The organism is Bacillus sp. AFS088145 (genome assembly GCF_002564465.1).
GTDB lineage: Bacteria > Bacillota > Bacilli > Bacillales > Bacillaceae_G > Gottfriedia.
Map to the genome: position 1 here is coordinate 1 of NZ_NUUX01000047.1, position 22065 is coordinate 22065.

The 22065-nt window shown below is 32.4% G+C and carries 21 protein-coding genes, 1 pseudogene and 1 other annotated feature; of the genes and pseudogenes, 15 read left to right on the forward strand and 7 right to left on the reverse strand.

From position 1 onward, the window contains the following. Positions 1-535 (forward strand): annotated as a pseudogene (locus COI44_RS24335) (collagen-like protein); the annotation flags it as partial. Between the two features lie 239 nt (positions 536-774). Then, on the forward strand, positions 775-2148 hold the full coding sequence (locus tag COI44_RS22280) for a glycosyltransferase (protein WP_098429843.1): 1374 nt from the start codon (positions 775-777) through the stop codon (positions 2146-2148). 22 nt (positions 2149-2170) lie between these two features. Here the strand turns inward: COI44_RS22280 and COI44_RS22285 are convergent, their stop codons facing one another. Both COI44_RS22285 and COI44_RS22290 read right to left on the reverse strand, forming a co-directional pair. Further along, the gene (locus COI44_RS22285; RefSeq protein ID WP_142329297.1) at positions 2171-3229 is read right to left on the reverse strand and encodes a tetratricopeptide repeat-containing glycosyltransferase; all 1059 of its coding nucleotides are present in this window, start codon (positions 3227-3229) and stop codon (positions 2171-2173) included. A 150-nt stretch (positions 3230-3379) separates the two neighbouring features. After that, entirely contained in the window at positions 3380-4465 is a 1086-nt protein-coding gene (locus COI44_RS22290) for a tetratricopeptide repeat-containing glycosyltransferase family 2 protein (RefSeq protein ID WP_286164047.1), read from the reverse strand. 122 nt (positions 4466-4587) lie between these two features. Next, positions 4588-4809 (forward strand) — a binding site (T-box leader). Positions 4810-4851: 42 nt separating this feature from the next. Here COI44_RS22290 and argS point away from each other — a divergent pair. Then, on the forward strand, positions 4852-6540 hold the full coding sequence (gene argS / locus COI44_RS22295; protein ID WP_098429845.1) for an arginine--tRNA ligase: 1689 nt from the start codon (positions 4852-4854) through the stop codon (positions 6538-6540). A 256-nt stretch (positions 6541-6796) separates the two neighbouring features. Then, positions 6797-7390 carry a nitroreductase family protein gene (locus COI44_RS22300; RefSeq protein ID WP_098429846.1) on the forward strand — a complete coding sequence of 198 codons (594 nt, stop codon included), beginning with the start codon at positions 6797-6799 and terminating at the stop codon, positions 7388-7390. Between the two features lie 68 nt (positions 7391-7458). Here the strand turns inward: COI44_RS22300 and COI44_RS22305 are convergent, their stop codons facing one another. Further along, complete coding sequence (locus COI44_RS22305; RefSeq protein ID WP_098429847.1) at positions 7459-9015, reverse strand: ABC-F family ATP-binding cassette domain-containing protein; 1557 nt, start codon at positions 9013-9015, stop codon at positions 7459-7461. 313 nt (positions 9016-9328) lie between these two features. Here COI44_RS22305 and COI44_RS22310 point away from each other — a divergent pair, with 313 nt between their 5' ends. After that, positions 9329-9943, forward strand: coding sequence for a PH domain-containing protein (locus tag COI44_RS22310; protein WP_097978353.1), 615 nt, complete (start codon positions 9329-9331; stop codon positions 9941-9943). Between the two features lie 204 nt (positions 9944-10147). Here the strand turns inward: COI44_RS22310 and COI44_RS22315 are convergent, their stop codons facing one another. Together COI44_RS22315 and COI44_RS22320 are read right to left on the reverse strand one after the other, a co-directional pair. Beyond that, positions 10148-10606 (reverse strand): PH domain-containing protein, encoded by a 459-nt coding sequence (locus COI44_RS22315; protein ID WP_098429848.1) that lies wholly within the window; start codon positions 10604-10606, stop codon positions 10148-10150. A gap of 15 nt (positions 10607-10621) precedes the next feature. Next, positions 10622-11062 (reverse strand): DinB family protein, encoded by a 441-nt coding sequence (locus tag COI44_RS22320; protein WP_098429849.1) that lies wholly within the window; start codon positions 11060-11062, stop codon positions 10622-10624. Positions 11063-11181: 119 nt separating this feature from the next. Between COI44_RS22320 and COI44_RS22325 the strand changes: the two genes are divergently transcribed. Next, on the forward strand, positions 11182-11454 hold the full coding sequence (locus tag COI44_RS22325; protein ID WP_098429850.1) for a hypothetical protein: 273 nt from the start codon (positions 11182-11184) through the stop codon (positions 11452-11454). 58 nt (positions 11455-11512) lie between these two features. Here the strand turns inward: COI44_RS22325 and rnhC are convergent, their stop codons facing one another. Further along, positions 11513-12445, reverse strand: coding sequence for a ribonuclease HIII (gene rnhC, locus COI44_RS22330; protein WP_098429851.1), 933 nt, complete (start codon positions 12443-12445; stop codon positions 11513-11515). A gap of 97 nt (positions 12446-12542) precedes the next feature. Here rnhC and zapA point away from each other — a divergent pair, with 97 nt between their 5' ends. The 6 genes from zapA to COI44_RS22360 all read left to right on the forward strand — a co-directional run bounded on the left by zapA (position 12543) and on the right by COI44_RS22360 (position 19063). Further along, the gene (zapA, locus tag COI44_RS22335; RefSeq protein WP_098429852.1) at positions 12543-12830 is read left to right on the forward strand and encodes a cell division protein ZapA; all 288 of its coding nucleotides are present in this window, start codon (positions 12543-12545) and stop codon (positions 12828-12830) included. After that, positions 12823-13356, forward strand: coding sequence for a CvpA family protein (locus COI44_RS22340; protein WP_098429853.1), 534 nt, complete (start codon positions 12823-12825; stop codon positions 13354-13356). Before zapA ends, COI44_RS22340 begins: the two co-directional genes overlap by 8 nt. Positions 13357-13404: 48 nt before the next feature. Beyond that, positions 13405-15129, forward strand: a complete 1725-nt coding sequence (gene polX, locus COI44_RS22345) for a DNA polymerase/3'-5' exonuclease PolX (protein ID WP_098429854.1) — start codon at positions 13405-13407, stop codon at positions 15127-15129. Positions 15130-15145: 16 nt separating this feature from the next. Then, positions 15146-17500, forward strand: coding sequence for an endonuclease MutS2 (locus COI44_RS22350; RefSeq protein WP_098429855.1), 2355 nt, complete (start codon positions 15146-15148; stop codon positions 17498-17500). A 228-nt stretch (positions 17501-17728) separates the two neighbouring features. Beyond that, positions 17729-18598 carry an alpha/beta hydrolase gene (locus tag COI44_RS22355; RefSeq protein WP_179887229.1) on the forward strand — a complete coding sequence of 290 codons (870 nt, stop codon included), beginning with the start codon at positions 17729-17731 and terminating at the stop codon, positions 18596-18598. 9 nt (positions 18599-18607) lie between these two features. Beyond that, on the forward strand, positions 18608-19063 hold the full coding sequence (locus COI44_RS22360) for a GNAT family N-acetyltransferase (RefSeq protein ID WP_098429857.1): 456 nt from the start codon (positions 18608-18610) through the stop codon (positions 19061-19063). Positions 19064-19286: 223 nt separating this feature from the next. On the opposite strand, the gene COI44_RS22365 is transcribed toward COI44_RS22360, so the two are convergent. Next, positions 19287-19727: a hypothetical protein gene (locus COI44_RS22365; protein ID WP_098429858.1), complete on the reverse strand. Its 441-nt coding sequence runs from the start codon at positions 19725-19727 to the stop codon at positions 19287-19289. Positions 19728-19821: 94 nt separating this feature from the next. Between COI44_RS22365 and COI44_RS22370 the strand changes: the two genes are divergently transcribed. The 3 genes from COI44_RS22370 (at position 19822) to COI44_RS22380 (ending at position 22053) form a co-directional block, all read left to right on the forward strand. Further along, complete coding sequence (locus tag COI44_RS22370; protein WP_098429859.1) at positions 19822-20337, forward strand: hypothetical protein; 516 nt, start codon at positions 19822-19824, stop codon at positions 20335-20337. Positions 20338-20449: 112 nt separating this feature from the next. Next, positions 20450-20806 carry a hypothetical protein gene (locus tag COI44_RS22375; protein ID WP_098429860.1) on the forward strand — a complete coding sequence of 119 codons (357 nt, stop codon included), beginning with the start codon at positions 20450-20452 and terminating at the stop codon, positions 20804-20806. Positions 20807-20808: 2 nt separating this feature from the next. Further along, positions 20809-22053, forward strand: coding sequence for a glutathionylspermidine synthase family protein (locus tag COI44_RS22380; RefSeq protein WP_098429861.1), 1245 nt, complete (start codon positions 20809-20811; stop codon positions 22051-22053). The last annotated feature ends 12 nt before the right edge of the window (positions 22054-22065 follow it).

The window sequence follows — 22065 nt, forward strand, 5'->3', positions numbered from 1 at the left end:
AGCAGGAGCAACAGGTCCAGTAGGGGCAACAGGAGCAACAGGTCCAAATGTACTTTCTACAGGATTCTCTGCGTTTATCCCTACTGTTGGCACTGCTGCAAGTACTCAATTAACTGGATGGAGCGTTGCAAGTCCATTCTTCAATGCAACTACTTTTGATCCAACATCAGGTAATTTCACTGTCCCAGCAACAGGACGGTATACTTTTGAAGCAACAATTAGCTACTCTACGACTACAACTTTAACAGTATCACTAGGAGCAGGTATAAATCCTTCATTTGTATTCCGTAGAACATCACCAACGACAGATGATTTATTAAGTGGTTTAGTACCAATTTTAGATGTAAATGTTGCATTAGTACTAAATTTACGAGCAATTCTAGGTGATGGAACTGTCACAATTACTGGAGACCTAGAATTGACTGCTGGAGATGTCATTGGTCTCTTCTATGAGGCTGACGGATTAACTATTCCTCTTACTTTAGGTGGAAACAATACAGCTGGTATCAACTGGTCAGTTCATCGTATTGTATAAGGATCACTTTTAGAGATTAGTAGTCTATCCTAAGATGGTGACCATCCTCATTAATTATTCAATAGTAATCTATTCGAATAGTTAATGGGGATTTTTTATTAAATAATTAATACTGACCAAATATTTTACTTCTGAATATGTTAATTAATGTATGTGTTATGTAGATAAATGAGGGGGATACATTAAGAAAAAAATCATACTTGCCTATGCAGTAAGATTTTAAAGAAGGTGTTTAAAGAATGAAAACTAGTATTATTATTTTGACTTATAATCAGCTCGAGGTATCAAAAAAATGCTTTGAAAGTCTTGCGAAATATACAAAGAAAGATGAAGTAGAAATCATTGTTATTGATAATGGCTCGACTGATGGAACACGAGATTATTTAAAAAATAATCCTTCTTTTATTACAATCTTTAATGAGATAAATATGGGGTTTGCTAAAGGTTGTAATCAAGGAATTGAAGTCGCGACAGGTGATAACTTGTTATTTTTAAATAATGATACAATCGTTACAGAAAATTGGTTAGATGCAATGCTTACTCTTTTATATAGTAATGATAAAATTGGCATGGTTGGGCCTGTAAGTAATTATGTAAGTGGATTGCAGCGAATTAATGTTGATTATCAAAATGATCAAGAAATTAATGATTTTTCATTAAGATATTGTGCAAGTGTAAAAGGAATGTCTAAACAAGTATTAAGATTAGTAGGATTTTGTTTATTAGTTAGACGCGAATTAATTGATCGATTAGTAGGATTTGATGAAAGGTTTAAACTAGGTTCATTTGAAGATGATGATATTTGTTTAAGAACTATTTTAGAAGGATATGAATTGCATATTGCATTGGATTCATTTGTTCATCATTATGGGCACATGACGTTCAACGGAAATAGTGATATTAATATAAATCACCTATATATTGAAAATAGAATGAAGTATATCGAAAAGTGGGGAAACAATTTAATAGATATTGGGTATCCAAAGACGGAAATTATTGAAATGGTGCCAGGTAACATAAATAAAGTATTAGAAATTGGTTGCTTAGCTGGCGCAACAGGTCTAGAAATTAAAAATCTATATAAATGTGAATTATATGGAACAGAAAGTGATTCAGAACTATCCTCAATTGCATCACAATTTTATAAAAGGGTTGATACAATTAGTATTGACGAAGTGCCACACGGTTACCCTGATGAGTTTTTTGATTTAATCATAATTGATAATATTGTAAACCATCTTGTAGATCCTTGGAGCTTTGTAAAAGAAATCACCAATCTATTAAAAACATCAGGCTCAATTATTTGTAGAGTTCCAAATGTTTCCCATGGTGAAGTTCTCTTTCAATTACTACAAGGCCAATGGAATTATATTCACGCAGGTATATTGAAAAAAGAAAATATTAGATTTTTCACGCCTCAAACAATTAATACGCTATTTCCAACTGACCAATTTGAAGTGACGACAAAGAATGAAGATATAAATGTAGATTTAAATATTAAGTTGTTTTTTGAAGAAGTAGTTCATTTAGCTCATAGTTTTGGAATAAATCTTGAACAACTAACTTCAAATCTTGAAATATATAATATGCTCTTGTTAGTAAGAAAAAAATGATTAAAAGGCAGTTGAGGGATCCTCAGCTGCCTTCGTTATTTAATCTATTTGCAAAGTACTCTCTATTTGAAAGAATGCTTGGGTGTGTTGGGTAAAAATGATAGGCTAATTCATTGTGCTCATTTGCAAGGCGAAATTCACCTATTCTGTCGTAGCAAACAGCTAGCTGTAAATGTGGTAGCCAAGTAGTACAGGATGGGTTGAGAAGAATCAAGCGATTGTTCACCTTATTTAAGGTTGCTTCTTTATACCAATAAATAGCTGAATCGAAATTATTTTTCTCAAAAAATGTATAAGCCAATCTACAACATGTTTCTGGATGAGTATTGCCATATTTAAGAGCTCTTAATAACCAAGTAGTTTCTAAGTCTCTTAGATTAAATTCGTGATAACAATTAGCAATATAATGACAAGCAAGAATATTAAGCTCTTCAAATGGCTGATTTAATCTCAAAAATTTAAAAAAATATTTTATTGATTGATCATGTTGATGATCTGAACTTAATTCTTTTGCATAATAAAACAAATCCATTGTTGAAAGAGTAAGATTGTTACTTAACATTTGTTCATATATTTGAATATTTTCTTTTGTGTTTTGTGTATAAGGAAGATCTGTAATAACAAGATTAGTAGAAAATGAATCAGAGGTTTGTTCATTTTTTATATTCGGTAATTGACTATTTGAGCTTAACCTTTTAAATAATCTACTAATTTTTTGTTTACTTTGTACATTCCAACCGATCTGATAATCGACAGCTACATTATAAACTTCATTGTTTATTGATTGTTTTAGCTTAGAAAATATTAAACGATCATTTTCTAGTAAAACTTCACTATGGTTTAGTAAAAGTATAAAGTCTTTCGTTGCCAATGATTTTGAAAAATTTAATGCATCTATTTCATCCACACCATCAAAGACATGTATTTGGTCTGTAAACTGTCTTGCTAGCTCAATCGTTCGATCGTGGGAATTCATACCAACGATGATAATTTCATCAACTAAGCTACTAACCGAACTTAGACATCTTTCAATTGTGGCTTCATTATTTTGTACAACCATACATAAACTGACTGTGATCAAGCTATCACCCTTTTCTATAATTTTGATTTTGTATTAAACATTGATGCTAATTTAGTGATGATTTACTTAATTAGTAGTTTTCAAATTTCTATTATGATTATTAAACGGATAGGATAGGAAATATAAAGTTAGTAGATAAGTAAGGGTGAGTTATTGGTCTTTAAAATATGAGCGAAAATACTCTTGGTTGTGAAGAACAGAAGGGTTATTAGGAACATAGCTTGCTGCTATCTCATTATATTTTCTAGCAGTAAGTTGATCGCCTAATCGACTATAGCAAAGACATAACTGTAGATTAGGTAACCAAGTGTAACACGCTTGATTAATAAAAGGGCTACTTGTAGGAACATCAACAAGTGTAGCAAGTTTATACCATGAAATAGCACGTGTAAAATCACCTTTGTGAAGATACACAAATCCTAATCGACAGCAGTTTTCTCCACGTGGTCCATCATAAGAAAATGATCTTAGACAACTGCTAATAGCTTTTTCTGTTTCGTTTAGACTTAAATAGCAGTCTGCCATTTTTCCACAGGCTTGAATATTATCTTCGTACCAGCCTTTTCCTTCATCAAGAAACAATTCATACCATTCAATTGCCTTCTCAAATAGCTGATGATCTACGCATTCATTAGCATAATAGTATTTGTCACGAGGACTTAATTCATTTCCTGAAGAAATCGCATTTTCATAAATCTTTAAATTACGATCAGAAAACTCTTTGTCTTTTTGATGAATAATTGCAGCATCCGATTGAATAATTTCGCCGTAAACTTCTAAATATTCATGTACGAAACCAATCCATTTAAAGTTTCTTTCACGTTTAACGATTCGATTTCGTACAGAACTAAAACTCGGGTTTCCATTTTCATCGAAAGCAAGATGATATTTCATCCCAACAGCGTCGACATTTTTATTTAATGACTTTTTTAATTTAAGTAATTTTTTAGAATTTTCATCAGTGATTATATCATCAGCATCTAGCCACATAATATAATCCTTCGTTGCTTTAGAAAACGCAAAGTTTCTTGCTGCAGAGAAATCATTGATCCACGTAAAATCGTAAATAAGATTTGTAAACTTTTTAGCTATTTCCTTTGTTTTGTCTGTTGAACCAGTATCAATAATGACAATTTCGTCTACTATATAAGATACAGATGATAAACATCTGGAAAGTACAGCTTCTTCGTTTTTAACAATCATACAAAGACTTAAAGTTATTGGTTTTTTTTTCATAAATTCCACCTCAATTTCTATGTTATTAAGGTTGTCAACAAATGGTGTCATTCATAAAGTTCAAAAAAAATTTAATCTTGAATTTCTACATTAGATATGTTTAAATGGAAAAAATGAATATTGAAAATTTTTAGATGAAGAGAGTAATCTTATTTTGATTCTTGTAGAGAGTTGGGGATGGTGGAAGCCTAACAGAGCGAATAAGATGAAGCGCACTTCGGAGAAGCAGTCTGAAATAATAGTAGGACTTTGCCGGGGAAGACCTCGTTAACAAATTTTAAAGCTGGTTCAATATATTTGAACAATTAGAGTGGTACCGCGGATTAGTTAAACCCGTCTCTTATGATAGAGACGGGTTTTTTATATTTTGGAGAGGATTGATCATCATGAATTATGTAAATATGTATAGTGAACAAATTGAAAAAGCTTTAAATGGATCACTAACTTTAACTGAGATTAACTCACTTATTGAAAAACCGAATTATGCAGATCAAGGTGATTTAGCATTTCCTTGTTTCCAATTAGCAAAAGCATTAAAAAAATCTCCAGTCATGATTGCAAAGGAAATTGCACCACAGATTAATCATGATTTAATTGAAAAAGTAGAAGCGAACGGCCCGTACGTAAACTGCTTTTTGAATAAAAAGCTAGTAAGTAAACAAGTAATTGAATTAGTTCTTGGTAAAGGGAAAGAATATGGAAACCAAGTAATTGATGAAGACAAAACAGTTGCGATTGATTGTTCCTCACCAAATATAGCAAAGCCATTTTCAATGGGGCACTTGCGTTCAACAATGATTGGAAATTCAATTGCTAAAATAGCTGAAAAAAATGGGTATAAATCAATAAAAATTAATCACCTTGGAGACTGGGGAACACAGTTTGGGAAATTAATTGTTGCTTATAAACTTTGGGGTAATCAAGACGCGGTAAAAGAAAATCCAATCAAAGAACTTTTAAAATTATATGTTAAATTTCATGAAGAAGTTGAAAAAGAGCCTCAACTTGAGGAAGAAGCTAGAAGTTGGTTTAAGCAATTAGAGGAAAAAAATGAAGAAGCCCTGCACTTATGGAAGTGGTTCCGTGATGAGTCTCTTAAAGAATTCATGTTAGTTTATGATTTATTAGGGGTTAACTTTGATAGCTTTAACGGAGAAGCATTTTACAATGATAAAATGGACCGAGTTATTGAACTTCTAGAGCAAAAAAACCTTTTAGTGGAATCTGAGGGTGCTGATGTTGTTGAATTAACTGAAAAGGAATTACCACCATGCTTAATTAGAAAATCTGATGGAGCTACGTTGTATGCAACAAGAGATTTAGCAGCTGCACTTTATCGCAAAGAAACTTATGATTTTGATAAAGCGGTATATGTAGTTGGTGGAGAACAAGCGTTACATTTTGAGCAAGTATTTACAGTTTTGAATAAAATGGGGTACGAATGGTCTAAAGATATGGTACACGTACCATTCGGTTTAATCCTACAAAACGGTAAAAAAATGTCTACGCGAAAAGGGAAAATTGTTCTTTTAGAAGAGGTAATTGAGGAAGCCATAAGCTTAGCTAGCCAAAATATTGCAGAAAAAAATCCTACATTAAAAAATAAAGAAGAAGTTGCAAAAATGGTGGGAGTCGGTGCAATTATTTTCCAAGATTTAAAAAATGATCGTATGAATAACATCGAATTTTCACTAGATCAGATGCTAAAATTTGAAGGTGAAACAGGGCCATATGTACAATACTCAATTGCGAGAACAAATTCGATTTTAGATAAAGCTGCATCACAGGATTTAACTAATCAAGATGGGCTGGATGATTCATATAGTTGGGATATCATAAAACATATACTTGAGTTTCCTAACAAAGTTACACGTAGTTTTGAACAATTTGAACCATCTGTCATTGCTAAATATACAATTGATTTGGCACAAAGCTTCAATAAATATTATGGAAATACTCATATTCTAACAAATGATGATCAATTAGAAAGTAGATTAGCATTAATTAAAGTTGTTTCCATTGTTTTAGAAGAAGGACTAAGATTATTAGGAATTCGTGCTCCAAAAGAAATGTAAAGTAACAGGTATTGAAGAAATTTTTATCTTCAATACCTGTTTTCTTTTTGATTTGATCGTAGACCTCAAAACACAGTCTTTCTAATTATCATTACATATAAATAGTTATGTAAGGATTTCGATTAACAATGTATCCAAATGAAAAAGGATTAACGTAGTCTAAGAAAACAATTAAAATTAAAAGTTTTATTGAAAATGATTATCATTTACATTTATAATGAATTTAAGATATTTAGAGAATAAGGGGTAACGTTCAATGTCGATATTAAATTTTATTAAAAATAGAAGAACGATTAGAGATACAAAAAAGGATCCAATTAATATGGAAGATTTAATGGAGCTACTTGAAGCAGCATCTTATGCTCCTTTCCACAGCAAAGAAGAGCCTTGGCAATTCATTATGGTTTCAGAAGAAAAAGAAAAAGAATATTATGCTTCAAAAATTGTAGATAGCTACGAAAGAATGGAATTAACTGAAACATATACAGTAGAGAAAATTAAAAAATCAACAGAATTCTTTAAAACATATATCATCGACACACCTATGCATTTAATTATTACGACAGACCACTCAGAAAATGAAAAGAAAAATTTAGAAGCGATTGGAGCAACCTGTGCATTTGTTCAAAATTTACAATTAGCAGCTTGGGAAAAAAATATTGGAATGGTATGGCGAACAAATCCTTATATTTTTGATAAACAATTTTACAAAGAGATGGGTATTCCTGAAACTCGAAAAATTTTAGGAGCTCTTCATATCGGTTATATAAATTCAATGCCAAAAGGAACAAAGAAAAGAAAACACCCAAGTGAATGGACTACTAAGTTAAGTCAAAATATTTCACTTTAATTTGAGGTTTAAAAAACAAAAAAAAGAGAGGTCGAAAACAAATTTTTCGTCTCTCTTTTTTGTATTAATTAAAACACCTTAGTAGTCCAGTTTTCGCCATTCCATACATCTGTAACTAATCCTTGATAGAATTCAGGTTCGTGACAGATAACTAAAAGACTTCCTTTGTACTCTTTTAGTGCGCGTTTTAGTTCTTCTTTAGCATCTACATCTAAATGGTTAGTAGGCTCATCAAGTACAAGTAAGTTTGTTTCTTGATTAATTAACTTACATAAACGAACTTTCGCCTTTTCTCCACCACTTAAAACTGCAACTTTACTCTCAATATGCTTAGTCGTTAAACCACATTTTGCAAGAGCAGAACGAACTTCATATTGTGTAAATGATGGGAATTCATCCCAAACTTCATCGATACATGTTTTATTATTATCGCTTTTTACTTCTTGTTCGAAGTATCCAATGTGAAGGAATTCACCGCGTTCAACTTCACCAGAAATTGGTTTAATATCACCAAGTAAACTACGCATTAACGTCGTTTTACCGATACCGTTCGCACCAACCAAAGCAATTTTCTGTCCACGTTCCATACGAAGATTCAATGGTTTAGATAGTGGTTCGTCGTAACCAATCACTAAATCTTTTGCTTCAAATATTAATTTACCTGAAGTGCGAGCTGGTTTAAAGTGGAATTCTGGTTTTGGTTTTTCTCGTGCAAGTTCAATTACATCCATTTTATCAAGTTTCTTTTGGCGAGACATTGCCATGTTACGAGTAGAAACACGAGCTTTATTACGAGCAACGAAATCTTTTAGTTCAGAGATTTCTTGTTGTTGACGTTTATAAGCTGATTCTAATTGTGATTTTTTCATTTCATGAATTCCTTTGAAATTATCATAATCACCAACATAACGATTTAATTCTTGGTTTTCCATATGATAAATCAAATTAATAACACTATTTAAAAACGGAATATCATGTGAAATTAGAATAAATGCATTTTCATACTCTTGTAAATAGCGCTTTAACCATTCAATATGTTGCTCATCTAAATAGTTAGTAGGCTCATCAAGTAATAAGATATCTGGTTTTTCTAAAAGAAGTTTTGATAGAAGAACCTTTGAACGTTGACCACCAGAAAGTTCTGTTACATCGCGATCAAGTCCGATATCTTCTAAACCTAAACCACGACCAATTTCTTCAACTTTAGCATCAATAATATAGAAATCATTATTTGTTAAAGTATCTTGAAGAACACCAACATCTTCAAGCATTTTCTCCATTTCTTCTGGAGTTGCTTCAGCCATTTTTACATATAAATCATTAATTTCATTTTCCATATCAAACATATATTGGAAAGCACTTTTTAATACGTCACGAATTGTCATACCTGGTTGCAATACAGCATGCTGATCTAAATAACCTACACGTACTTTTTTAGACCATTCAACCTTACCTTCATCAGGCTGTAATTTTCCAGTAACGATATTCATGAAAGTTGATTTACCCTCACCATTTGCACCGATAAGACCGATATGTTCACCTTTTAATAGACGGAATGATACATCATTAAAAATTGCACGATCACCGAATCCATGGCTTAAGTTTTTTACAGTTAAAATACTCATAGATCGACACCTTTTCTTTATTTTTCATATAATAATGTTCTTTTGTGAAAGAACGAAATTTAAACAGTCACCATCTAATTATAGTCTGCAACAGGGTATGTGTTCAACAGTAAATTAAGCTATAACTTAAGGAGGGCGGGTTAGAACCGAGAAGACTTTAAAAATAGGAAAAAAAATCCATATACCCCTACTATTCCTATCCCAATATTTTTGTATTTAATGTATAATTCAGAAGTGTAATAGTCAAAAAGTGGGTTTTGAAGGCGTATATTTTTAGAATTAGCCATACCTACTATTCGGAGGAGGAAGTTTAATGTTTGGTAAAGTTGCTGCAGATATGCTTGGTTTAAGTGATGTAGGTAGTGTTATTGAACCGAAAAATTATGACAAAGTTGATTCTGACGATTATGTAATGCATGAAGATAATGAAAAAATTTATTTCTTAATTAAATCAAAATCAGATGAGTATTGCTTTACGAATAAGGCTTTAATTCATTTAGACGGTACAAGTGCAATAAGTAAGAAGCGTACACTTCATCGTTATAATTATCACACACATAAAATCACACATGTTTTACTTGAAACAGCTGGTACAATTGATTTAGATGTTGAAATTAAGTTCAACATTGGTGGTAGAGAGTTTTCAATTGATGTTCATAAAAAACATATTGAACAAGTTAAGGATCTCTATAAAGCGTTACTAATGATTGCTGAAATTAGTCATGAAAATGAAAAAGCACTAGGATATGCAAAAGAAAGCATCGAAATTGCTTCTACAACATTAGGCCGCGTAACTTCAAATGAAAATAATTTAGTGAACAGTTTTAAAGAAATTAATGAAGCTGCTTTTGAATGGTTAATGAAGTCTAGAGAGCAATACAAAGTTAAAGATTTTGGATCGGTATTTGAAAAGTATATTAATAATTAATTATGAAAAACAGGGTCTCGTAAGTCAAAGTACTTATGAGACTTTTTTTTGTGCCGGTGAATCTCTTAGATTAGAGAAATACGAATAAAAGGGTTCATGAGTAAGTGAAAAAGCAAAAAGATGGGATAAAGTAATTCATAAACAAAGAAAACACGCAAGTAACATAATACCTTGCGTGTTTTTTGTGGGAAAAGAGTTTAAAAACTAATTAATTAAAACTTCTGCTCTTTTCCGATTTGAAATAGTAGCATCTGGACATCGTTTTTTTATTTCTTGTAAAAAACGATCTTCGTCTATAGGAAGTGAAAGTAAGGCAAAACCGTACTTTTTGTATTCGATTTTTAAACGTTTGAAGGTCCATGCAGGTGATGAAACTGGACAATTGGAGAAGTTAACTGTTCTGATTTCACTATATGGAATGAGAATTGTTATAAATCCAAATTGTGATTTTAATTCAGTTTCGGTTAATTCATGGTATGTGTTGAATAATGCCCAAACTAGAATAATCAATATTGGTAATAAAAAGACAAAGACTACTAAACTTATGATGATTCCTGTGCTATCAGCTTCAATAAAGCTGATGATGGGAACTGAAGTAATGATGGGAATTAAGCTCAGAATTAGGACGACTAATAGAGGATTTTTCTTCACTTTAAATTTCATGACGACATCTTGATCCTATCCTAATATTTGATTTAAATGATGCTTCATATGGTCAATATAGTCAGTAAATAACCAACTTAGTGTAACAGATTCTTCATTTTGACTAATATATTGTAGTTTCCATTGGTCTTCTGAAATGTTTGCGAGTACATTCATGAAACGTGAATTTAGAGCAGTCCATAAAGTAAGAATTTCTTCTATTGTATAGCTATTTTGATAATCATTTAATTCTACCCATGAATTTTGTTTATAAAGCTCCAAAACTAGTTCATCATTAGAGGACAATCTATCTATAAATCTTTTATGATTCATAGTCGTAGAATCGCAAAGATGTCCAAGGATTTCCTTTTTAGACCATTTTGTAGGACTTGGTTTATAATCTGTATTCGATAATGCTCTGATGATTTTTGGAACAGATTGGATTAGACTATTAAATTCGTTTATTAAATTATTCATCTAAATATTCCTCCTTCGTTTCTACATGTTATGAATATGTTTAAACATTTTTCTTTATGAGTCTTTAGACAAGCCATAGGTGAATAGGTTATTAGTAGGACAATCTTGGAGGTGGCTTGATGTTAATCTTTTTACTTTATGTCGGATTGTTAGTTGGAGTGTTAGCAGTTTATAAAGATGCCATTAAGCGGGATGTTAGTAATCTTGGGTTTCAAATGATTGGTTATTATGTACTAGCTTCTTTACCATTTAGGTTATTTTGGTTACCAATCCCTTTTGGATTTTTAATTTGTTTATTTTTATTATCTAAACCGATGCTTCGATATAAAAAACAAAAACAAGTTGCTAGCCTATTAGGTTTCATACTATTTATAGTAGATGCTGTATTCTAAATGTATGTTTAGAATACAGCTTTTTTGATGTTTTCATATCCTTTAAAATGCAGGAATATCATTTTTTAGCAATCTTTAGTGCCTTTTCGGTATTAGCAAAATGTAATTTCGTTAAACTTCGTAAAGCTTCAAGACCTTTTGATTTAATTAGTTTTGCAGCGGCTTGATCAACTTTTGCCCCAGCACCTTTTGGTAAGGTCATGCCAGCTTTTTCACTTAATTGATCCATTTGTTGTAGGAAAGCATAGCGGGCTAAGATAGAAGAAACTGCAACTGAGAGATGCAAACCTTCTGCTTTTGTAGCGAATTGAACTTTATCACGAATAACTTCTTTTGTTCCTTTTAAATATCCGTAGTACAGATTTGGAGGAGTAAATTGATCAATTAAGATTGCATCATATTTTTTATCTTCTAATTTTGAAATAGTATTTCGAATTGCTTGATTATGTAATAGCGCCTTTAGTTTATTCATGTTATAACCTTTTTCTTGCATAGCATTGTATTTCTCATTGTGTAGTACTAAGAGGCTGTAGGTTACGACATGAACAATTTTTTTGGCTATGCTGCATATGGCATCGTCAGTTAGTTCTTTGGAATCTTTTACGCCTAATTCTTTAAGTAATTCAAATTGACTTGGTTCTACAAAGGAAGCTACTACTGTCATCGGCCCAAAGTAGTCACCTGTACCAACTTCATCACTACCTATAACTGCAAGACTTGAAAAGTTTTTTGGTAAAGTTGAATTCGTATTTGTAGGGTTTACCTTTTTAGTAGTTTGGCTAGCTGACTTACCTTGCCATTTACTTACTTCAGCATCACAATTGGAGCCTTGAAACATTACTTTACCAGATTTATATGCAGTGATTGTACAGCCACTTGGTTTTGCCATAAATACTCCACCTTGTGGTACTTTTGATTGAAGGCTACTTTGGTAGTGTGTTTTCATCTTTAAGAGAGTATCCTCAGAAACTGTTAATACAGTGTTTGACATAAATTTCTCCTTTATAAATGGATATTTTCCAATACTTTTGATTGTATTGAATTTCATGTTATAGTTAAGGTTAGAATGTTTATAGCTGAATGGAGGTATGAAGTTGTCCAATTCTTCATCGAAACAAAAACTAAATGTAACTATTTATGGGCAACATTATGCAATTACTGGTGACGAGTCAACAGATCATATTCGCCATGTTGCCTCAATTGTAGATGATAAAATGAAAGAAATAAATAAAAAAAATCCATTATTAGATACTAATAAATTAGCTGTATTGACAGCAATAAATATTGTAAGTGATTATGTGAAATTAAAAGAAAGAGCTGAAATGCTCGAAAAATTATTAGAAAAACAAACGAAAAGTGAGCGAAAAAATGATTGATTTAATTATACTTATTATTTTTATTTTAGGAATTTTGACAGGTTGGAAAAGAGGTTTTATTAGCAGCCTTGTACGTTTAATAGGTTTTTTACTTTCCTTATACCTAGCTTATCATTATTATGAGCAGACCGCTACTTCGCTTAAAAAAATATTCCCAATACATATAAGCGGAGGACAGGTCGTAAATGCAGAACAGTTTGTATATGAAATTATTGCTTTTGCTTTGTTATTTATTGGGACAAGGCTAGTTATTTCATTTATTGGTTCGTTATTGAATGGAGTTTTCCAATTACCTGTTTTAAAGCAGATGAACTCCTTCTTAGGTGGTATTTTTGGTTTTATAGAGGTTTATTTATTTGCGGTTTTGGCGCTTTTTATAGCTTTAATCTTACCAATTGATATGCTTCATGATTTATTACTTAAATCAAATATCGCGCATTTTATGGTTCAACATACACCATTTATATCAAATCAATTAGTGGAATTATGGAACGAGAAAGGATTTTCTAGTACTGAAATACTTTAATCGAATTTAATTAAAAAAATAATTTCTATGTTAAGTAGGTGACTTAAAATGCACAAAAAAGAGTTAATTAAACTGTTAGAACAAATTGCTACTTATTTAGAACTAAAAGGTGAGAATGCTTTTAAAATATCAGCATTTCGTAAAGCGGCAAATGCATTAGAAACTGATGAAAGAAGTCTTGAGCAAATCGACGACTATACTGCTATAAAAGGAATCGGAAAAGGGACTTCTGCAGTCATTTTAGAATATATCGAAACTGGTAAAAGTACGGTATTGGAAGAACTACAAGAGTCATTGCCTAAAACTTTACTTCCTTTACTCAGACTACCAGGATTAGGTGGAAAAAAAGTAGCTAAACTCTATCAATCATTACAAATTGAGAGCATGGAGCAGTTAAAAGAAGCATGCTTAAGTGGTAAGTTACAAGGGTTAGCTGGATTCGGTAAAAAGACAGAGAAAAATATTTTAGAATCAATCGAGGAGTTTGGTAAGCAGCCCGAACGCTTGCCACTAGCAGATGTATTACCGATTGCTGATAAAATTGAAGCTTATTTAGCAGGAATGAAGGATGTTGAAAAGTATTCAAGAGCAGGAAGCTTACGAAGAGTACGTGAAACAGTTAAAGATTTAGACTTCATTGTTGCATCAAATAAACCAGAAAGCATTAAAGAACAATTACTCTCGATGCCGGAAATCGTTCGAATAATTGCGCAAGGGGATACAAAAGTTTCTCTTGTTTTAAAAGGTGTTGAATATGAAATTTCAGTTGACTTCAGAATTATTCAACCAAATGAGTTTGCTACAACGCTGCATCATTTTACTGGTTCTAAGGATCATAATGTAGCTATGCGTCAATTGGCTAAAGAGCGAGATGAAAAAATTAGTGAGTACGGTGTTGAGAACGTTAATACTGGAGAAGTTTTAACATTTGAAAATGAAGAAGATTTTTATGCACACTTTAATTTACCTTGTTTTCCACCAGAAATTCGAGAGGATGGAAAGGAAGTTTCAACTTTTACAAACGATTACCCATTAATTCGTTTAGAAGATATGAAATCTGATTTACATATGCACTCTACTTGGAGTGATGGTGGCTATTCAATCGAAGAAATGGCAGATGCATGTCGTGCTAAGGGGTATAAATATATTGTCATCACAGACCATTCACAATATTTAAAGGTTGCGAACGGTTTAACTCCTGAGCGCTTATGGAAACAAAAAGAAGAGATTCAGCGTGTTAATGAAAAATATACTGATTTTACAATTCTACATGGGGTAGAAATGGATATTTTACCTGATGGATCGTTAGATTATGAAGATGATGTTTTACATTCACTTGATTTTGTTATTGCATCAATTCATTCTAGCTTTAGTCAAGATGAAGAGACAATCATGATGCGTTTAAAAAATGCAATGAGAAATCCTTATGTTAGCATGATTGGCCATCCAACAGGACGCAAAATTGGTAGAAGAGCTGGGCACAAAGTAAATGCAGAAGAATTAATTTCTGTAGCAAAAGAAACAGGTACAATTTTAGAATTAAATGCAAATCCAAATCGATTAGATTTAAATAAAGAAATGTTAATGATGGCCGCGGAAGCTGGTGTGATGCTATCTATTAATACTGATGCACATAACATTGATATGTTAGATCATATGACTGTTGGGGTTAGTGCGGCCAAGAAGGCTTGGTTAAAAAGAGAAAATATTGTAAATACATTTGGATTACATGAACTTTTAAGTTTGATTGAAAGGAAACGTAATCGAGTGTAAGGAGGTACGCCGGGGTATGCAACGTACGTTAAGAGTTTTAGAGTACGATAAAATAAAAGAACAATTACTTAAACACGCTTCATCTTCACTAGGTAAGGAACGTATTAAAAACCTTTTACCAAGTACTAGCTATGATGAAGTTGTAGAACTACATGAATCAACCGACGAAGCTGTGAAAGTTATTCGTCTACGAGGAAATGTACCTCTTGGTGGATTATCAGATATAAGAATGCAAGTTAAAAGGGCAGATATTGGTGGAATGCTATCTCCTTCTGAACTTATTGCGATTTCGGGTGTTACATATGCCGGGCGTCAAATGATTCGATTTATTGAGGGCTTAATTGAGAGTGAAGTAGAAATTCCATACTTAGAATCATTAAGTGAGCAAATCATTCCATTATTAGAATTAGATAAAAATATCAAGGCTGCTATTGGTGATAATGGAGAAGTTTTAGATGACGCGAGTGTGACACTTCGAACGATTCGTGGACAAGTTCGAACAGCTGAAGCTCGAATTCGTGAAAAATTAGAGAGTCTAACTAGAGGTACAAATGCACAAAAAATGTTATCAGATTCAATCGTAACGATTCGTAATGATCGTTTCGTTATTCCAGTAAAACAAGAATATCGACATGTTTATGGTGGTATTGTTCACGATCAATCTTCTTCTGGTCAAACATTATTTATTGAGCCACAAGCTGTCGTTACATTAAACAATAGTTTACAAGAAGCAAAGGTTAAAGAAGAGCAAGAAATTGAGAAAATTTTAATGGCATTAACAGGTCAAGTAGCTGAAGCTTCAGCGGATTTATTACAAAATGTTGAAATTTTAGCTGAAATGGATTTCTTATTTGCAAAAGCTAACTATTCGCATTCAATTAAGGCAAGTAAACCAACTTTAAATAACGATCGATATTTTAAATTAAAAAAAGCACGTCATCCTCTAATTCCAAGGGATATAGTAGTAGCTAATGATATTGAATTAGGTAAAGATTTTACTACGATTGTCATAACTGGTCCAAATACGGGTGGTAAGACGGTTACTTTAAAAACGATTGGTATTTGTGTTTTAATGGCACAGTCTGGTCTACAAATTCCCGCACTAGACGGTTCAGAAATCTGTGTGTTCGAGCAAATTTTCGCCGATATCGGTGATGAACAATCTATCGAACAGAGCTTAAGTACATTCTCTTCTCATATGGTGAATATTGTAGATATTTTAAAACATGTAAATCATAGTAGTCTTGTATTATTTGATGAATTAGGAGCTGGAACTGACCCTCAGGAAGGTGCGGCTTTAGCAATCTCAATTTTAGATGAGGTAAGTGAGTACGGTGCAAGAGTAGTAGCGACAACGCATTATCCAGAATTAAAAGCATATAGTTACAATCGAGAGCATGTTATGAATGCTAGTGTTGAATTTGATGTAGAAACATTAAGTCCGACTTATCGACTATTAATTGGTGTTCCAGGTAGAAGTAATGCATTTGAGATTTCTAGAAGACTTGGACTTTCAAATCGTGTAATTGAAAAAGCAAGAAATCATGTAAGTGAAGAAAGTAATGAAGTTGAAAATATGATTGCATCTTTAGAAACGAGTAGAAAAGGTGCAGAAACAGAATGGAAAGAAGCAGAAGATTTCCGTAAAGAATCAGAGCGCGTATTCAAAGACTTACAAAAGCAAATGATGGAATTCTATGAGCACCGTGATGAATTATATCGTGGAGCACAGGAAGAAGCGAAAAAGCGTGTCAGAGTTGCACAACAAGAAGCTGAGGAAATTATTAAAGAGCTAAGAACGTTAAAGAATAGCCAATTAGCTTCTATTAAAGATCATGAATTAATTGAGGCAAGAACTCGTTTGGAAGGGGCAATTCCTTATGCTCCAAAGAAAGCAATTCCTCAGGCCGCTCCGAAGAAACAAAGAAAGCTTCGTGAAGGTGATGAAGTAAAAGTGATTAGCTTTAACCAAAAAGGGACACTACTTGATCAAGTTAGTGCAGGTGAATGGCAAGTTCAGCTCGGAATTATTAAGATGAAAGTTAAAGAAAAAGATATCGAATATCTTAGTTCACCTAAAGAAGTAAAAGAACGAACTGTTACTTCTGTAAAAGGTAAGGATTTTCATGTTAATCTTGAGCTAGATCTTAGAGGTGAAAGATATGAAGATGCGCTAATTCGTGTAGAAAAATATATCGATGATGCATTGTTAGCCGGTTATCCTCGAATTAATATCATTCATGGAAAAGGAACTGGCGCACTGAGACAAGGGGTACAAGAATACTTAAAAAAACACAGATCAGTTAAATCCTATCGATATGGAGCAGCCTCCGAGGGCGGAATAGGTGTTACTATTGTCGATTTAAAATAAGGTAATAGGGGTTCTAAGATGGAAAAGTTGGCAAAAATATTATTTGGGGTTTGTGCAGTATTTTTAATTTGGGGAATTTTGTATGTAACAGTTATTAAATAATGTAATTGAGACTAGCATCATTAGTGTATTTCTATTAATTTATGTAGACGTTAAAATCTTACATAACAATGAACTTAGAAAACATAACCTGAGTTAGTCTCTTTTTTTATAGAAAGGTGAATTGGCTTGAAGAAAATCATTTTAGCATTAGTCATCTTTGTTATTGTCTTTGTTGGATTTAATGGTTTTCAACATAAACACCAAAAGAAGATAAATGATGTAAGTAAAGATATTATTGTGCAAAAAGATGTACGTTACACAAATCCAGCCCAAGTTCCACAAACCTTTGATATATACCGATCTAAAAATTCACATGGACCATCACCAACGTTGATATTTGTTCATGGCGGTTCTTGGAGATATGGAAGTAAAGCGTTAAATAAACGTTGGAGTACGATTTTTAATGAAATTGTAAAAGATGGATATACAGCAATTAGTATAGACTACACACTTTATTCAAAAGAAAATTATTCATATAACTTTCCAGTTCGTGACGTGAAAACAGCAATCGACTTTATTTACACAAATTCAACTGAATTAGGAATTGAACGAAATCAAATAGGGATAGCTGGTGCTTCTGCCGGTGGACACTTAGCCTTATTAACTGGACTTCAGCCCGATATACAAAACAAAATAAAATATATTATTGCTTGGTATCCAATTTCAGACTTAACGACCATGAATCAATCGCCTTCTTCAAGAAGTTCAGAAATCGTAGATAAATATATGAATAGTACTGTTGATCAAATGACAGATGAGTATAATCGAATGAGTCCTATTCAATATGTAGAAAAGACAAAAGTCCCAATCTTTATCGTACATGGTACAGGAGATAAGCTTGTTCCGTTCAACCAATCTAAGCGATTTGCTAAAAAGAATCCAAAAATGGTTACGTTGATTGCACTTAAAAATGGAAACCATGGATTTACAAATCTATCGGTACAAAAATCCACCAATGATACGATAAATTATTTAAAGGCAAGATTAAAAAGGTAAGGAGTATCAATGAATCATATTAATAAAATTCAATTTCTAACAAAAGAGCATTGGAATCTATTGTTACTAGCTGACCCATCAAAAGAAATGGTAGATAAATATATTCAAAAGAGTACTATTTATGAAGTACTAGACCAAAATTTACTCGTCGGTGTATTAGTATTAATGGAGAATTCAAGTGAAGAGGTTGAAATTAAAAATATTGCAATTGATCCAGCCTTCCAAGGACAAGGATTTGGAAAAAGTTTAATCCACTATGGAATAAATGAATCTAGAAAACTTGGTTTTAGTAAAATTTCAATCTGTACCGGAAACTCAAGTACATACCAATTAGCATTATATAAAAATTGCGGATTTCAAATCAGTACTGTTTTTCACGATTTCTTTATTGATAATTATGATGAAGAAATATGGGAAAATGGTATACAGTGTAAGGATTTAATCAAGCTTGAACAAAAACTATAGTATACACTAAAGCTACCTAAGGAGACTTAGATAGCTTTAGTGTAAGTACTAAAAATATGATTATCAGACTGGTTGCAAGCGCTTGTCTTTCGAGGCGCGAAGCCTGGTGAGGAGCGGAGTTACCCTAGACGGTAATGAGCACCGCAGACAGGCGAAGCAACGAAGAAAGCGAGCGTTTGTCAACAGTCTGAAGCTACCTAAGATTATTTAGGTAGCTTTTTGTTTATTCAATATACCGTTTGACATACATCACGTAAGTATTACGGTCTTGATCAACTTCATTAGAAGTTTGCTCGTAAATTTGATGATTTATTGTAATATAAGTTGATTGAAGCCAAGATAGTAGATCCAATTCATCTCCGCTCTCATAGAAATGAATTTCATCAAAAGAATCCACATCTCTAATTTCAATGCCTAACGGTCTGTTTAAATGGTAAAAAGGAGTATTTTCCATATCTGATTCAATTACTTCAATTACATATCGATCTTCTTCGATGTAAGAACCTCTATTCTCGTAAACGAAACCACTTAAAATAAAGTAATCGCAATATCTTCTTGTAAAGATTTGGACCTTTGATAAAAATGGAAAATGATAAATAGGTCGTGTAAATTCTCCATCAAGTAATCGATATTCAAGAACAAAGATGTTGTCTGTATTAAACATTGTTCAAACTCCTTTAATAATTGTATATACATTAGTATATAACACAGTTTAGGATAGAAATGTATGTATTTATATATGGAATTAGGAGAATACAATGTCAAAAACATCAAAATTAATGAAAAAAGTGAGTATTGCCTTAACAAGTGGTATTGTAATAAGTTCATTAACCGGGTGTGGATTTGAACCAGAGTCGATTGAAACAACTGATAATTCTCAAGATTATTATGAATCAAGTCAACCGGTCTATGAAAATACAAAACAAGTAAATGAGGTTGATGAGGGGACGCCGACTGAAGATAGTTTAGATGAGACTGATTATACTGATAGTGACGAAACAGATTTTGCGTACACAGATACGGAAATGCCTGATGATGAAAATTGTAGTGATTGGGAATTTGACTATGAAGATAATATTTGGATTTGTGATGATAGTTCAAGCTCATTTTACCGCAATTTTTTCTTTTTAGGCTCATTCTTTGCAACAAAAAATATGTTATATAACAACAATGATTTTAATCAATACAAATCCTCAGGCATTATTAAAAGTACAAATTCCTCAGTTAAAAAAAGTGGTTTTGGTAGTGGAGTTTCTGGAGGATTTGGAGGTTAGTTTAAAAGAATACGAGAGTAAGAGGGATAGCGAAAGTTAATTTCTATATACTTTAATCGAGGGATTAGTATAGTATAGATTAGAATAATTTAATACTCGAAAGGAGATCCCAATGTCCAAAACATCATTATTAATGAAAAAAGTTAGTATCACATTAACGAGTGGATTAGCAGTAAGTGCATTAGCTGGCTGTGGTTCTCAAAATGCTGATCGACCAGATAAACCGAAAAATGACGATTGCCGCGATTGGGAGTTCGATGATGACGAAGGTGTCTGGGTTTGTGATGATAGCACGAGTCATTACTACCATAGTTATTATCATGGCGGAATATTTTATCCTACAAGAACTGCACTTCATGCAAGTAGCTCTTATAAGAGCTATAAATCTTCTAGTAAATATGCAGGGCGCACTTCATCTTCAAGTAAAAGTGGTTTTGGAAAAGGTTCATCTGGAGGATTTGGTGGTTAATAATGGATAATGCGAATTTACAGAATCACAGACGAAAACGTAAAGAAATATATCAAAAACTTCCGGATTTTTGGGCGGATTTACAAGATTCATATTATGCTTTATTAGACTATTATCCATTAACTGAAATTGAAGTTGATGAAATTCATTCGATTACGGAACAAATTGGAAAAATCTATGATAAGACTGCTCGGTTAATGAGACAGTTACCAGATGATATTTTTTATATGCTTGGTTATTCGAAGGAAATCGTACCATTTTTACGTCATAAAACGATTGAAAGTGAAGGAGTCATTAGAAGAATTGACCTTGTTCATACAGTAGATGGTTGGAAACATTATGAATGCAATAGTGACACCCCAACGTTTATTATGGAGACCCATCATGTCAATGGGTACATTACGGATTATTTTAACTTGAAGAATCCTAATGCTGATAGTGAAATGAAACTTTCTAATGTTATAAATCATGTTGTCAATAAAAGCATAAAAGGGTTAGATAAACCAATTATTGTTTTTACAGCTCATGGTGATCATGAAGAAGATTGGAAGACAGCTAAATATATCCAATCCCTATACAATGGTAAGAGTCAATTAATATCGCTAGAAGATTTACAAATTATTGAAAAAGATGGACTTTATACACCTAAAGGGGAAAGAATACACATTCTTTACCGACAAACCTATCCAATTGAACATCTAGAACTTGATCAATCTTCAGATGGAACAAAAATTGGTCTGGCACTATTAGAGCTTGTAAAAGACGGTAAATTGATTATTTTCAATCCATTATCTTCTTTCTTATTACAGTCCAAGGCTGTTCAAGCATTAATTTGGAATTTACATATAGAGCAATCAGATGTTTTTACTATAGAAGAACGTGATGTAATTAGAAAACATTTTCTACCAACATATTTAGAGCCAGATTTCTTTATAGAAAACAATCTTCCATATGTTGAGAAACCTGCATTTGGCCGTGAAGGAGATTCAATTAAGATTATTAGCGGAGAAAACCGTCAACAAAGTTTACAAAATAACTATCATGATCAAGTTATGGTGTTTCAACAATATTCACCTTTACCTATGAGAAAGGTTATGACTCCTGATGGAATGCTAGATTTGCATGTATTAATAGGCAGTTTTTTGATTAAAGAAGAATACGGCGCAATTGGTGTCCGTGCCGGGAATATTATTACCGGAAACGAAAGTTGTTTTTTACCAGTAGGGATCGTTGAAGAAAAAAATTAGTTAATGAGGGGA